A 16,158-nucleotide genomic window follows, 5' to 3' on the forward strand; every position below is an offset into this window, starting at 1 on the left:
AAATTCCGTGCGGGACGCGGTGAGCGAACAGTTCGCGGCGCCGGTGGGGCGGCGGCGAGCCATGGCAGCGCAACGGAACCCAGCATTCGCCGGTGCCTCGGAGAGCCGTGGAGATAAGGCGGACCGACCCGAAGTGCGGCGCACTTCCGTCGGCCCGGACCGTCTCCACTCCCCCATTGGTTTCCGGTCTCGCTTGCCTGCCGGGGAACCGTAACGCAACGAGTTCCGGGCCGTCCGACGGCTGGATTTCCCCCGTCGCCGCACCCACCGTTCTCACCCGGACGGGCCGCTGCCCGGCGCATCGGGCGCGTCCTGCGCGGCTCGCGTGAATGTCCTTTCTCACGCCCTCGCCGCGGTGCGTCGCTCGATATTTCCCAAAGGGGGTGACTGTACTTTCTCAACACTCGATTCAGAGCCGCTTTTTCAGCGCCTTAACCGCAGGTCAGAGGCGGTGTCCCGACCGTTCTCACTCCGTTTCGCAGAGGTGTCGGAATGACCTTCGGAACGGCCGGTCCACGCGGTCCGCACAAGTCCTGGCCAGCCATGTCCCGTCACCGGGACAGCCCTCCTCGGCGAGCCTTTCTCCGGTTCACCAGGGGTCGGGTACGGGGTACGTTCGGACTCGGCCCGAGTGCGGCCCGACGGCCTGTGTGGAATCGGGGCGCGGCACCTCTCGCTATGAGACCGAGAGTTCTTGGACATCGGCCGGGTCCCCACGATTTCCTGACGGAGAAATAACGCCGCCCGAATACCGCACGGCCTTCTTTCGGACCGTCCTGACGAGTTCCGCCACGGCCGTCCCATTCGCCCCGTGCCGCCGCACGGCATCCGCCTAGACCGAGAGCGAGTAGAACCGTGTCTGCCGACCGCACGCGCACCGATGCCGGGTCCGCCGGGGAACCCCTCTTCCGCAGCGGCACGATTCCGCTGGTCGTCTCCGGGGCCACCCCGGCGGCCGTACGCACGCGGGCGGAGCGCCTGCTCGCGCTCCACGCCGAGGACGGGCCCGCGCTGCGGGACCTCGGCCTGGCCCTCGCGGCCGCCCATGCCGCCGCTCCCCCGGACGCCGCCGACGAGCACGCCGGGCGCGCACCGACCGCGGCGCGGCACCGGGCCGTCCTGTGGGCCGACGACGAGGAGCAGCTCGTCGAGGAGTTGACGGCGCTCGCCGAGGGCGGCCGCAGCGCCACCCGGATCAGCGGGGTCGCCGGGGCGCTCGACCGGGCCGTGTTCGTCTTCCCCGGCCAGGGCCCGCAGTGGCTCGGCATGGCGGCCGGGCTCCTCGACCACTCCGACGTGTTCCGCACCTCCGTCGACGCCAGTGCACGCGCGCTCGCCCCGTACCTCGACTGGTCCCTCGAGGACGTGCTGCGCGGGACGCCCGACGCGGCGTCCCTGGAGCGCGACGACGTGGTGCAGCCAGCCCTGTTCGCCGTGATGGTGGGCCTTTCCGAGCTGTGGCAGTCCTTCGGGGTGCGGCCCGCGGCGGTGCTCGGGCACAGCGTCGGCGAGATCGCGGCAGCGGTGGTCTCGGGCGGCCTGTCCCTGGACGACGGGGCGCGGGTGGTGTCGCTGTGGAGCAAGGCGCAGGCGCGGCTCGCGGGGCTCGGCGGGATGATCTCGGTGTCGGCCACGCGGGCGTACCTGGACACGAAGGTCGCGCGCTGGGACGGCCGCGTCGGCGTCGCCGCGGTCAACGGGCCGCAGTCCGTGGTCCTTTCCGGCGACCGTGACGTGATCGACGTGCTCCTGGAGGAGTTCACCGCCGAGGGCGTGCGGGCCCGGCGGATCCCCGTGGACCTCGCGGCCCACTCCTCGCACATCGAGGCCATTCGCGAGGAGATGCTGACCGGGCTCGCGCCGGTACGGCCGCGCACGGGGAACGTGCCGTTCCACTCCACCGCGACCGGCGACTACTTCGACACCGCAGGGCTCGACGCCGGGTACTGGTACGCCAATCTGCGCGGCACGGTGCTGTTCGAGCAGTCGACGCGCGCCCTGGCGGCGGACCACCACGCCTTCATCGAGGTCAGCCCGCACCCGGTCCTCACCATGGCGCTCCAGCAGACCCTGGACGACCTCCAGTCGGACGCAGTCGTGGTGGAGTCGCTGCGGCGCCGCGAGCCCGGCACCCGCCGGTTCCTCAGCTCGGTGGCCCGCCTGTACGCCGGGGGCGCCACGGTGGACTGGCGGCCCGCGTTCGGCCCGGACGCGACACCCGTCGAACTGCCCGCGGACGTCCTGCCGTCGCCCGACCCGGTAGCGGACGCCGACGCTCCGCAGCGCCCGGGCACCCCGGCCGGCGAGTCCCCGCAGGAGACCGTGGCCCGCCTCCTCGACGTCGTGCGCGCCGAGATCGCCGCCGTCCTCGACCTCGACGCGGACGCCGAACTCGACGACACCGGGGCGTTCAAGGACCTCGGCTTCGACTCCGTACGCGCGGTGGAGCTGCGCAACCGTCTGGTCGACGCCACCGGGATGCGCCTGCCGGTGACGATCGTCTTCGCGCACCCGACACCGGAGCGCCTCGCCCAGCACCTCGCCGCGCAGCTGACCGGCACCGCGGATTCCGCGACGCCCGCGCCGACCCCGGCCCGGCGGAGCGCCGACGCGGACGAGCCCGTCGCCATCGTCTCCATGGCCTGCCGCTTCCCCGGCGACGTGGCATCCCCGGAGGACCTGTGGCAGCTCGTCGTGGACGAGCGGGACGTCATCTCCGGCTTCCCCGTCAATCGCGGCTGGCCCCTCGACACGCTCTTCGACGGCGACCCGGACCGCGCGGGCCGCTCCTACACGCGCCAGGGCGGATTCCTGCACGACGCGGACCAGTTCGACGCCGAGTTCTTCGGCATCAGCCCGCGCGAGGCGCTGGGCATGGACCCGCAGCAGCGCCTCGTCCTCGAAACCGTGTGGGAGGCCCTGGAGCGGGCCGGGGTCGACCCGGCGGCCCTGCACGACACCGACACGGGCGTGTACCTGGGCGCGCTCGCCCAGGACTACGGCCCGCGGCTGCACGAGGCCGACGACAAGGCCGGCGGGTACCTGCTCACCGGCAACTTCACCAGCGTCCTCTCCGGCCGCGTCGCCTACACCCTCGGCCTGCGCGGACCCGCCGTCACCGTGGACACCGCGTGCTCCTCGTCCCTGGTGGCCCTGCACCTGGCCGCGCAGGCGCTGCGCGCCGGTGACTGCGAACTGGCGGTCGCGGGCGGTGTGACGGTGATGTCGAGCCCCGGCATGTTCGTCGAGTTCAGCCGTCAGCGCGGCCTGTCGCCGGACGGGCGGTGCAAGGCGTTCGCGGAGGACGCGGACGGCACGGGCTGGGCCGAGGGCGTGGGGGTGCTGCTCCTGGAGCGGCTCTCCGACGCGCGCCGCAACGGCCACGAGGTCCTGGCCGTCGTCCGCGGCTCCGCCATCAACCAGGACGGCGCGAGCAACGGACTCGCCGCGCCGAGCGGCCCGGCCCAGGAGCGCGTGATCCACGCCGCGCTCGCCGCCGCCGGGCTCGCCCCCGCCGACGTCGACGCCGTCGAGGCGCACGGCACCGGTACCCGGCTCGGCGACCCGATCGAGGCCGGTGCGCTGCTCGCCACGTACGGGCAGGGGCGCACGGACGAACAGCCGCTGTATCTGGGCTCGTTGAAGTCCAACATCGGGCACACCCAGGCCGCGGCCGGGGTCGGCGGTATCGTCAAGATGGTCCAGGCGATGCGCCACGGCACGCTGCCGCGCAGCCTCCACCTCGACCGGCCCACGTCGCACGTCGACTGGAGCGCCGGCGCGGTGCGCCCGCTGACCGAGGCCCAGTCCTGGCCCGAGACCGGCCGCCCCCGGCGCGCCGGGGTGTCCTCCTTCGGGATCAGCGGCACCAACGCGCACGTGATTCTGGAGCAGGCGCCGGTGGAGGCGGCCGTTCCCGGTGAGGCGGCCGAGGCCGACGGCGCGGGCGTCGCGGACGGCGCGAGCAGCGCGGGCGTCGCGGACACCCCGGGCGACGCCGCCCTGACGAGCGGTGCAGGTGTCGCGGCCGACGCGCAGGACACGGACACCGCCGACACCCCCGACACCCCCGCCCTGCCCCACCCCACCCCGCACCCCTGGCTCCTCTCCGGCCGCACCGAGGACGCCCTGCGCGCCCAGGCCGCCCGCCTGCACGCCTTCGTCTCCGAACTCCCCGAACACCCCGAGCACCCCGAGCGGGACGGCCTCGCGGACATCGGCCTGACGCTCGCCACCGCGCGCACGCGTTTCGCGCACACCGCCGCCGTCGTCGCACAGGACCGCGAGGGCTTCCTCGGCGGGCTCGCGGCGCTGGCCGACGGCGCGCCCTCCGCCGACGTGGTGCGCGGTCCGGCGGGCGCGGCCGCGGGCGGCCGGACGGCGTTCCTGTTCACGGGGCAGGGCAGCCAGCGCCACGGCATGGGCCGTGAGCTGTACGCGTCCCAGCCGGTGTTCGCGGCCGCGTTCGACGCGGTGTGCGCGCAGCTGGACCAGCACCTTGAGGTGCCTCTCAAGGACGTGGTGTTCGCGGCGGACGACGCCCGCCTGCACCGGACGGAGTTCACACAGCCCGCCCTGTTCGCGCTGGAAGTCGCGCTGTTCCGGCTGCTCGAACACTTCGGGGTCACTCCCGACCACCTCCTCGGCCACTCCGTCGGCGAGATAGCGGCCGCCCATGTCGCGGGCGTACTCGACCTCACCGACGCCTGCACCCTGGTCGCCACCCGAGGCCGACTGATGCAGTCCGCCCCTGCGGGCGGCGCGATGACGGCCGTCGAAGCCACCGAGGACGAGGTACGCGAGACCCTGACCCCTTACGCCGGGCGTCTCGACATCGCCGCCGTCAACAGCCCCGGCTCCGTCGTCGTCACCGGCGACACCGACGCCGCCGCCCAACTCGCCGCGTCCTTCCGGGAGAAGGGCCGCCGCACGACCGACCTCAAGGTCAGCCACGCCTTCCACTCGCCGCACATGGACGGCGTACTCGACGCGTTTCGCGAGGTGGCCGCCGGGCTGACCTACGCGCCGCCGCGCATTCCCGTGGTCTCCAACGTCACCGGCCGTGTCGCCACCGCCGACGAACTGGCCGACCCCGAGTACTGGGTCCGCCACCTGCGGCACACGGTCCGGTTCGCCGACGGAGTCGGCGTTCTCCAGGACGAGAAGGTCACGACGTACGTCGAGCTGGGCCCGGCGCCCGTGCTCGCCGCGATGGCCCGGGCCTGCCTGGGCGAGGACGGCCCGCGGCCGGTCGCCGTGCTGCACCCCGACCGGCCCGCGGCGCACACCTTCGCGACCGCGCTGGCCCATCTCGCCCTGCACGGGGCGCCCCTGGACTCCGGCGCGCTCTTCCCCGGCGCCCGCAGGACCGTGCTGCCCACGTACGCCTTCCAGCGCCGCCGCTACTGGCTCGACACGCCCGCGCCCACGGGCGACGCCACCGGCCTCGGCCTGGAGGCGGCCGGGCACCCGCTGCTCGGCGGCATGACGAGCCTCGCCGGGGGCGACGGCCTGCTCCTGTCCGGGCGGCTCTCGGCGCACACGCACCCGTGGCTCGCCCAGCACCTCATCGCCGGCTCCACGCTGGTGCCCGGCGCGGCCCTCGTGGAACTCGCCGTCGCCGCGGGCGACCGGGCCGGGCTCGGCTCCTTGCGCGAACTCGTCCTCGAAGAGCCCCTGCGCCTGCCCGACGAGGGCATCCGCCTCCAGCTCACCGTGGGGCCCGCCGACGACTCCGGCGAGTGCGCCGTCGCCGTCCACTCGCGCCGCGACCCGGCAACCGGGGGGTCCGGGTGGGGCGAGGGCGAGTGGACGCTGCACGCCTCGGGCGTCCTCGCCGCGGCCGGTGCGCCCGCGCCCGCCTCCGACGCGGAGGGGAGCTGGCCGCCGCCCGGCGCCCGGCCGCTCGACCACGAGGGTCTGTACGCGCGCCTCGCCGACCTGGGGTACGCGTACGGCCCGGCGTTCCAAGGGCTGCGGGCCGCCTGGCGGTCGGGCCCCGACCTGTACGCGGAGGTGGCGCTGCCCGAGGAGCAGCATGCGGAGGCCGCCGAGTACGGTCTCCATCCCGCTCTCCTCGACGCGGCCCTGCACGCCCTGCTGCTCGGCGAACCCGACGCGCCGGGCGCGCTGCGCCTGCCGTTCTCGTACGACGGCGTCACCCTGCACGCGGCGGGAGCCACCCGGCTCCGCGTCCGGCTCAGTCCCGGCGAGGGCGACGGCGTCGTCCTGGAGGCCACCGACCCCGCCGGGCAGCCCGTGCTCACCGTGGACTCGCTCACGATGCGCCCGGTGCCGCTGGACCGGATCGCCGCAGGGGGCGGCTCCGTCCGCGAGGGCCTGCACCACCTGGAGTGGCACCCGGTCCCGGCTGTCAACACCACGCCCCGCAGCGGCCGTTGGGCCGTCCTCGGCGGCACCGCGCCCGGCCTCACCGGCACGCCGTACCGGGACCTGGACGCCCTGGACACCGCCCTGGCCTCCGGCGAGCCCGCTCCCGACGTCCTCGTACTCCCGTACCGCACCCCCGAAGACCGGCGCGAGGAGCTGACGGCGACGGGTGACGCGGTCCGCCGGACCCTCGCCACCGTGCAGCGCTGCCTCGCCGACGAGCGGCTGCAGTCGACCACGTTCCTGTTCCTGACCCGCGAGGCGGTCGCGACCGCGTCCGGCGACGACGTGCGCGACCTGCCCGGGGCCGCCGTGCACGGGCTGCTGCGCACCGCGCTGAGCGAACACCCGGGCCGCTTCGCCCTCTTGGACATCGACGATGCCGCCGACAGCCCCGCCGAAGGCCACGGCCCCACCGGGATCGACGCGGCCGCCGCCCTCGCCGCCGCCGACGGGCTCCAACTGGCGCTGCGGGGCGGCACCTTGTACGCGCCCCGGCTGACCCGCACCTCCGTCCCCGAGGACGCGGCGGTTACGCTCGACCCGGACGGCACCGTCCTGGTCACCGGCGGCACCGGGGGCCTCGGCCGACTCGTCGCCCGGCATCTGGCCGTCCGGCACGGGGTGCGGCACCTGCTGCTGTGCAGCCGCAGCGGGCACGCCCCCGAACTGGTCGCGGAACTGGCCGGGGCGGGCGTCACCGCGACCGTCGTGGCCTGCGACGTCACGGACCGGGAGCGGTTGGCCGAGGTCCTCGCCGCCGTGCCGGACGAGCATCCACTGACGGCCGTGGTGCACACGGCCGGTGTCCTCGCCGACGCCACGCTCGACAACCTGCGCCCCGACGACGTCGACCGGGTGCTCGCCGCCAAGGCCGACGGCGCCCGGCACCTGCACGAACTCACCGCGGAGCGGCCCCTGTCCGCGTTCGTGGTGTTCTCCTCCATCGCCGGTCTGCTCGGCAACCCCGGCCAGGGCGCCTACGCCGCCGCCAACGCCCACCTGGACGCGCTCGCCCAGCACCGGCGGGCCCACGGCCTGCCCGCGACGTCGCTGGCCTGGGGGATGTGGGACGCGACGGCCGGAGGCATGGCCGCGAAGCTGTCCGACGCGGACGTCGCACGCTGGAGCCGCAACGGCATCCTGCCCCTGTCGGCCGAGCGCGGCATGGAACTGTTCGACGCGGCCCTGGCCTCGGGCGAGCCGCTGCTCGTCCCGGTCGAGCTGAACGTGGCGGCGCTGCGCGCTCCCGACGCGTCCCCGCCCGCGCTGCTGCGCACCCTGGCGCCCCGCACCCGCTCCCGCCGCCGCGCCGCGGACGGTGGCGCGGGGACCGGCGCGGACTCGTGGGCCGCGCGCACGGCCGCGCTGCCGGAGACCGAACGCCGCCGCGCCGTCATGGACCTGGTCGCCTCGACGGTGGCCGCGGTGCTCGCGCTGCCGAGCGCCGCGGGCATCGCCCCGGACGCGGCGTTCCGTGAGCTGGGCCTGGACTCCCTGTCGGGCCTCGAACTGCGCGGCCGGCTCGGCACGGCCACCGGCCTCAAGCTGTCGGCCACCGTCGTCTTCGACCACCCCACCCCGTCCGCCCTCACCGAGCACATCGTGTCCCGCCTCGACCAGGCCCCCACGGCCCGGCCTGGCACGCCGAGCGCCACGCCGACCGCCGTCCGGGACGACGACCCGATCGTGATCGTCGGCATGGCCTGCCGCTACCCCGGCGACGTCCGCACCCCGGACGACCTGTGGCGGCTCGTCTCCGACGGCACCGACGCGATCGGCCCGTTCCCGGAGAACCGCGGCTGGGACGTCGAGAACCTCTACGACCCGGACCCCGAGCGGCCCGGCAAGTCCTACACCCGGCACGGCGGCTTCCTGTACGACGCGGACCGCTTCGACCCCGAGTTCTTCGGCATCAGCCCGCGCGAGGCCGCGGGCATGGACCCGCAGCAGCGCCTTCTCCTGGAGACCAGCTGGGAGGCCGTGGAGAGCGCGGGCATCGCGCCGACGGCCCTGCACGGCAGCCGTACCGGCGTGTTCTGCGGTGTGATGTACAGCGACTACACCTCGCGGCTGCGCGCCACGCCGGAGAGCGTGGAGGCGTACGGCTTCACCGGCAACTCGCCCAGCGTGGTGTCCGGCCGTGTCTCCTACACGCTGGGCCTCAAGGGGCCCGCCATCACCGTGGACACGGCGTGCTCATCGTCGCTGGTCGCCACGCACCTGGCGGCGCAGGCGCTGCGCAACGGCGAGTGCGAGTACGCCCTCGCCGGGGGTGTCACGGTCATGTCGGCGCCCGCCACGTTCATCGAGTTCAGCCGCCAGCGCGGCCTCGCACCCGACGGGCGCTGCAAGGCGTTCTCGGGCGCGGCCGACGGCACCGCGTGGAGCGAGGGCGCCGGTGTGCTGCTGCTCGAGCGGCTTTCCGACGCGCGCCGCAACGGCCACGAAGTCCTCGCCGTCGTCCGCGGCTCCGCCATCAACCAGGACGGCGCGAGCAACGGCCTCACCGCGCCCAACGGCCCCTCGCAGGAGCGGGTCATCCGCGACGCCCTGGCCCAGGCCGGGCTCGCCCCCGCCGACGTCGACGCCGTCGAGGCGCACGGCACCGGCACCCGGCTCGGCGACCCGATCGAGGCGCAGGCGCTCCTCGCCACGTACGGCCAGGACCGGGACGCGGAGCGGCCCCTGTACCTGGGCACGCTGAAGTCCAACATCGGGCACGCGCAGGCCGCGGCCGGGGTCGGCGGCATCGTCAAGATGGTCCAGGCGATGCGGCACGGCGTCCTGCCGCGCACGCTGCACGTGGGCGAGCCGACGCCGCACGTCGACTGGGAATCCGGCGCGGTGTCGCTGCTCACGGACGCCAGGCCCTGGGACGCGGGCACCGCGCCGCGGCGGGCCGGTGTGTCGTCGTTCGGCGTCAGCGGCACGAATGCCCATGTCGTACTGGAAGAGGCGCCGGTGGTCGCTCCGTCGCCCGAGCAGGCGGGGCAGCCCGGGCAGCCGGGGGCAGAGCGGCCGGAGACCGGGATCGCCGCCGGGCCGGGTCTGGTGCCGTGGCTGGTGTCGGCGCGGGGCGCGGGGGCGCTGCGGGCGCAGGCGGCGCAGTTGCGGCCGCTCGCGGCCGGGGCGGGCAAGTCGTCCGTCGGGGCCGCCGGGTCCGCTGCGGCCGTCCTGCGCGACGTGTCCGCCGAGGTCGCCTTGTCCGACGCGTCCGCTCAGGCCATCCAGTCCGTCGCGTCTGTCGCGTCCGCCGGGGCCGTCGGGGTCCTCGACGCCCACGACACGATGGCGCTCGGCCGGGCCGACCTCGACATCGGCCACTCCCTCGCCGCGTCCCGCGCCACCCTCACCGACCGCGCCGTGATCCTCGCGGCCGACCGCGCGGAGCTGCTCGCCGGGCTCGACGCCCTGCGGGACGGCAAGGCGGCGGCGAACGTGGTGACCGGCGGCGTGGCGGGCCCGGTGCGCACCGCGTTCCTGTTCACCGGCCAGGGCAGCCAGCAGCCGGGGATGGGCCGTGAACTGCACGCCCGTTTCCCGGTGTTCGGCGCCGCCCTCGACGAGATCTGCGACCGGATGGAGTCCGTCGCGGGCATCGACCTGCGCGAGCTGATCTTCGCCGACGAGGGCAGCCCGGAGGCCGCCCTGCTCGACGAGACCCAGTACACACAGCCCGCCCTGTTCGCCGTCGAGGTCGCCCTGTTCCGGCTCATGGAGCACTTCGGGGTCACTCCCGACCACCTCCTCGGCCACTCCGTCGGCGAGATAGCGGCCGCCCATGTCGCGGGCGTACTCGACCTCACCGACGCCTGCACCCTGGTCGCCACCCGAGGCCGACTGATGCAGTCCGCCCCTGCGGGCGGCGCGATGACGGCCGTCGAAGCCACCGAGGACGAGGTACGCGAGACCCTCACGCCCTACGCCGGGCGCCTCGACATCGCCGCCGTGAACGGACCCACGTCCGTCGTCATCACCGGAGACGTCGAAGCCGCCCTGGAACTGACCCGCGTCTGGCGGGACAAGGGCCGCCGCACGTCCCGCCTCCGCGTCAGCCACGCCTTCCACTCGCCGCACATGGACGGCGTCCTCGCCGACTTCCGTGCCGTGGCGGCCCAGTTGACGTATGCGGCACCCCGCATCCCGGTCGTCTCCAACGTCACCGGCCGCGTCGCGACCGCCGACGAACTGGCCGATCCGGACTACTGGGTACGTCAACTGCGCGGCACCGTCCGCTTCTTCGACGGCGTGCGCCACCTCACCGCGGACGGCGTGACCGGGTTCCTCGAAGTCGGCCCGGACGCCGTGCTCACCGCCATGGTCCGGGGCAGCGAGGGCGAGGACGTGTCCGTCGCGCCGCTGCTGCGCCGCGGCCACGACGAAGTCCGTACCGTCACCGCCGCACTGGCCCGGAACTACGTGGGCGGCGCCGCCGTCGACTGGAGCGACTTCTTCCCCGGCGGCCGTACGGTGCCCCTGCCCACCTACCCCTATCAGCGCGAGCGGTACTGGCTCAGCGCCCCGACCGCCCCGGCCTCCCCGGCGGCGGCCGCGGGCCACGGCCACCCGGTTCTCGACGACGGCGTGGAACTGGCCGACGGCCAGGCCCTGTTGTTCACGGGGAACCTCGACCCGTACGCCGAGCCGTGGCTCGCCGATCACGTCATCGCCGGTTCCGTACGACTGCCGGGCGCCGCCGTCGCGGAGCTCGCCCTGTACACGGCGCGGCGCACCGGCGCGGCGCAGGTGGCCGACCTCACCCTGGAGCAGCCCCTGTCGCTCGCCGAACCCGCCGCGGTCCAGGTCATCGTCGGCGCTCCCGCCGACGACGGCAGCCGCTCCCTGGCGCTCTACTCGCGGCCGGGGGGCTCGCGGTCCACGCCGTGGACGCGGCACGCGACCGGCGCGCTGAGTGCGGACGGGGCCGGACTTGGTGGGCTTGGTGGGGCCGACGCGACCGATGGGTCGACCACTGCCGTGCGAGGCCCGGCCGACCTCACCGCCTGGCCGCCCCCGGAGGCCTCCCCCGTGCCGATCGACGGCCTCTACGCCCGCCTCGCCGACCGCGGTTACCGCTACGGCCCCACCTTCCAGGGCCTGCGTCGGCTGTGGCGCGCCGGGGCCGAGCTGTACGCGGAGGTCGACGCGCCGACGGGCGCGACCGACGCCGGGTTCGTGCCGCACCCCGCCGCCCTCGACGCCGCCCTGCACTCCCTGCTCGGCGCCGCGGGCGACGACGACCGGCTCCTCGTACCGTTCGCGTGGAGCGGCCTGAGGCTGCACACCGAAAGCACCGAACGCACCCGGGGCACGGGCTCGACGGACGGCGCCGAGGGCGGCACGCTGCGCGTGCTGCTGCGGCGCGGCGACGGCGACACGTACGCGCTCCTCATCGCCGACGCGACCGGCGCCCCGCTGCTCAGCGCCGACGCGCTCGCCCTGCGCGAGCTGCCGCCCGGCGCGGACCAACCGGCGGACAGCGCCACCCTGTTCGCCCTGCACTGGACCGAGCAGAAGCTGTCCGCGCCCGCTCCGGCGGGAACCTGGGCCGTGATCGGCCGGAGCACGGACGCGCTGCGCGACACCGTGCGGGCGGGGGGCGTGACCGTACGCGCCCACGCGGCCCTCGACGACCTGCTCCGCACGCACGACGACGGGGCCGATGCGCCCCATGTCGTCGTCCTCACACTCGGTGGGGCCGCCGCACACGGCGACCTCACCGGATCCGGCGCGCCCGGCCAGGGCGGAGCCAACGGGTCCGCGGCACCCCGCGGATCCCACGCACCCGGTGGGTCCACCGAACCTGGCGGACCCACCGGGGCGGCCACCACCGAAGCACTCGCACTCGTCCAGCGCTGGCTCACCGAGGACCGGTTCACCGCGAGCCGCCTCGTCCTGCTCACCCGGGACGCGGTCGCCGCGGCCGACGGCGAGCACCCGGACCCGGCGCTCGCCGCGGTGTGGGGGCTGGTCCGCTCCGCGCAGGCCGAGCATCCCGGCCGGTTCACGCTGATCGACACCGACGATCACCCCGACTCGGTCCGCGGCCTCGTCCGGGCCATCGCCTCCGAGGAACCCCAACTCGCCGTCCGCGCCGGTGCGTCACTCCTCCCGCGGCTGCGCGAGCACCAGCCGGGCGACACCGCGTCCGTGGCGTTCGGCGCGCACAGCAACGTCCTGATCACCGGTGGCCTGGGCGCCCTGGGCCGGGTCGTGGCCCGTCATCTGACGGAGCTGCACGGCGTACGCCGCCTCGTCCTGACCGGGCGGCGCGGCCTGGACACGCCGGGCGCCGAGGAGTTCGTGGCCAAGCTGGAGGCCACCGGCGCGCAGGTGACCGTCGCGGCCTGCGACACGGCCGACCGGGCCGCCGTGGCCGCGCTCCTGGACGGTCTCGAGCAGCCGCCGACCGCGGTGGTGCACTCGGCGGGCGTCCTCGACGACGTGGTCGTGGAAGGGCTCACCCCACAGCGCCTGGACGCCGTCCTGCGGCCCAAGGCGGACGCCGCCCTGCATCTGCACGAGCTGACCCGGCACCTGGACCTGTCGGCGTTCGTCCTGTTCTCCTCCCTCTCGGGCATGCTCGGCACCGCGGGGCAGGGCAACTACGCGGCCGCCAACACCTTCCTCGACGCCCTGGCGCGGCGACGGCACGCCGAGGGACTGCCCGCCGTGTCGCTCGCGTGGGGCCTGTGGGCCGGCGAGGGGGACATGGCCGCGGGGCTCGGGAACACGGATCTGCTGCGCCTGTCGCGGTCCGGTGTCGCCCCGCTGTCCGCCGACGAGGGCCTCACCCTCTTCGACGCGGCCGTCGCGGACGGGGCTCCGGTCCTGGCACCCGCCCGGCTCGACCTGCGCGGCCTCGACTCCGGTACGGTCCCGCCGGTCCTGCGGACCCTCGCCCCGGCGGCGGCCCCGGCCCGGACGGCCACCGCGCGTCCCACCGAGACCCCGGCCGCCGTGCTGCGCGGACGCCTTTCCACCGCGCCGCACAAGGAGCAGCGGCACATCATCCTGCAGGCCGTGCGGGCCGAGGTGGCCGCCGTCCTCGGGCACGCGGCTCCGGAGCGGGTCGCGGCGGCGAGCCGGTTCCAGGACCTCGGGTTCGACTCGCTGACGGCGCTGGAGCTGCGCAACCGGCTCAGCACGGCGACCGGTGTCCGGCTGCCCCCGACCCTGGTCTTCGACCACCCGAGCCCCGGCGCCCTCGCCGACCGGCTCGCCGTGGACCTGGCCGTGCGGACGGGTGGGGCTCGGGACGTGGCGGCGGATGGGGGTGCGCCGTCCGGCTCGGACGGGGCCGACGGAGCTGATGGGGCCGACGGGCCCGGCGATGACAGTGCCGTCGACGCGATGAGCACCGACGAGTTGGTGCGGCTTGCCCTGGGCGCCGAATCCGCCGTTTCCGCCGAGCCGTCCGGCCACGGTGCCGCAGGAGCCGACGGGACGACCGTGGCGTAGGGCGCGACACAGCGGCCCTGGTCCCGGGTGGCACTTCCCCCGGGACCAGGGCCTCCTGCGTGTCTCGGACCTGGCAGCCTGGCGGCCTGGCGGGCCCACGGGACCGATCGGGGCCCACCGAACCCGTCAGACCCGCTGGACCCGCTGGACCCGCCGCGCCGTCAGTCGGCGGCGACCTCCGCCTCGATGGCGTGGAACGGCGGGGCCTGCGGCAGCGGCGTGACGGACGTGACCGCGAGCCCGGCGCGGCGGCACACCTCCTCGAACTCCGCGCGGGTGCGTTCCCTGCCGCCGACGTTCACCAGCATGTTCAGGTCGCTCAGGTAGATGCGCCCGGCGGTCTCGGCGTCGACGATCTCGGAGAGGACGGGCTCCACGATCAGGACGCGACCGCCTGGCGGCAGCGCCGCGCGGCAGTGGCTCAGGATCGTCACCACCTGGTCGTCCGACCAGTCGTGGACGATGCTCTTCATCATGTGGAGATCGGCGCCTTCTGGCACCGAGCGGAAGAAGTCCCCGGCCACGAGGGAACATCGGTCGGCGATTCCGTCCCGGCTCAGGGTGGCCGGGGCCTGGGCCAGGCCCTCCTCGGTGTCGTAGATGACGCCGGTGACGGCGGGGTGCTCCCGCAGCACGGCGCTGAGGAGCGTGCCGTCGCCGCCGCCGATGTCCATGACCGTCTTGAACCGCCCGAAGTCGACGGCGCCCGGCAGCGCCGCGGCCGTCTGCCGGGTCCCCTGGCTCATCGCCGTGTTGAACTCGGCCGACAGATCCGGGTGTTGCTTCAGGTGACCGAAGAAGTCCGTCCCGAAGACCTTGTCGAAGGCGACCTCGCCGGTGCGGACGCTGTCGTCCAGCTGCTCCCAGCCCCGCAGCATCATCGGGTCGGTGAACATCCGGGCGATGGAGGCGAGGGAGCCGGGGCGCGCGGGGTCGAGGAGGGCACCGGCGGGCGTGACGGCGAAGGTGCCCGCGGCGCGTTCCTCCAGCAGGCCGAGACTGGCCAGGGCGCGCAGCAGCCTCGCCATGGACTGCGGGGCCGCGGCCGCCTGGGCGGCCACGTCGTCCGCCGCCATCTCCTTGTCGCCGATCAGCTCGACCACCCGTAGCCGCAGGGCCGCGCGCATCGTCTGCGCCGCCACGCCGCCGAAGGCGTACTCGATGACCAGGCGGGCGTCGTCGGGGGTGGTCTCACGGGCCTCGTCGTTCGTCACTGTGTGTTCCCTTTCGCCAGGTGAGTCGTCTGCTTCGCCAGGTGGGTCGTCTGCGTTACGGGATGTGGGGCGGCGCCGCCCTCATGCGCGGCCTCCGCGTGAGCGTCCCCGTCGGCGGCGGCGTCCTCGTCGACGTCCTCGTAGATGTCGACATCGGCCGACGTCGCAAGGCGTACCAGCGCACTCGGCGTGCACCCGGTGAACGCGTGCACATCGCGATGGAGGTGGGACTGGTCGACGTATCCACAGGCCAGCGCGGCCTCGGCGACGTCCGCGCCCGCGTGGAGGCGGCGGGCCGCGCAGTGGAAGCGGACGAGCATGGCCGCGCGCTTGGGGGTAAGGCCGACCTGGGCCGTGAACCGGGCCCACAGCCGCTTGCGGCTCCACCCGCACGCGGCCGCCAGGTCACCGACCCGCACCCGGCCCCGCCGGGCCACGATGGCCGACCAGCTCGCGGCGACCTCCGCGTCCGCCGACGGCGCCCGCGCCGCCCGTTCGACGAGGAACCGGTCGACGAGGGCGAACCGCTCCGGCCAGCCCCCGGCGCCGGTGATCCGTTCGCCGAGCCGCCGCCCCCGCGCTCCCCACAGTTCCTCCAGGCCGGTCACGGCCCCCCGGAGGTCGGCGGGCGCGGTGTCCATGAGCGCGTAGGCGGCCAGGGGCGACAGGCGCAGCTCGACGCAGGAGAACGGCCCGGAGCGAATGCGGGTCGGCCCGGGCACGGGACCGGCGACGAGGCTGCCCAGGGCCGTCCGGCCCGAGCCGCCCTCGACGTGCAGCAGCGCGTCGCCGGAGCCGAGGACGACGGTCACGAACGGCTGCGGGAACACTCGCATGTCGAGGCGTCCGCCCGCGCGGGAGCGGTACCCGGCCACGTGGACCCCGCGCACCGCGGGCCCGCCGACGGGCCGCACGGTGTCCCAGCCGTCGTCGGAGCCCGGGCCGCCCGCGTGGGCACGGCGTGCCGCGGAGCCCCGGCCGCGGTCAGGGTCCGGGCCGCCTTCGGGATCCCGGCCGCCCTCGGATTCGTCGGCGTACATGCCCCCACCCTGGCCGGTGCGCGCCGGCTCGTCTTGGACGAATGTTCCCC

Annotated in this window: 3 protein-coding genes; 1 reads left to right on the plus strand and 2 read right to left on the minus strand. The window is 75.2% G+C overall.

Annotated elements, in window-relative coordinates; genetic code table 11:
- Positions 1-855 precede the first annotated feature (855 nt).
- Entirely contained in the window at positions 856-13,854 is a 12,999-nt protein-coding gene (locus ACZ6AA_RS08275; protein WP_471456928.1) for an SDR family NAD(P)-dependent oxidoreductase, read from the plus strand.
- Positions 13,855-14,015: 161 nt separating this feature from the next.
- Here the strand turns inward: ACZ6AA_RS08275 and ACZ6AA_RS08280 are convergent, their stop codons facing one another.
- Together ACZ6AA_RS08280 and ACZ6AA_RS08285 are read right to left on the minus strand one after the other, a co-directional pair.
- Entirely contained in the window at positions 14,016-15,068 is a 1,053-nt protein-coding gene (locus ACZ6AA_RS08280; RefSeq protein WP_468457585.1) for a methyltransferase, read from the minus strand.
- Positions 15,065-16,108 (minus strand): helix-turn-helix domain-containing protein, encoded by a 1,044-nt coding sequence (locus ACZ6AA_RS08285; RefSeq protein WP_471456930.1) that lies wholly within the window; start codon positions 16,106-16,108, stop codon positions 15,065-15,067. Before ACZ6AA_RS08285 ends, ACZ6AA_RS08280 begins: the two co-directional genes overlap by 4 nt.
- Positions 16,109-16,158: the final 50 nt, after the last annotated feature.

The organism is Streptomyces sp. NPDC040610, assembly GCF_055594065.1.

Excerpts from the sequence above, each read along its gene's own strand:
- ACZ6AA_RS08285 (WP_471456930.1), bottom strand. The coding sequence starts at position 16,108 with ATGTACGCCGACGAATCCGAGGGCGGCCGGGATCCCGAAGGCGGCCCG.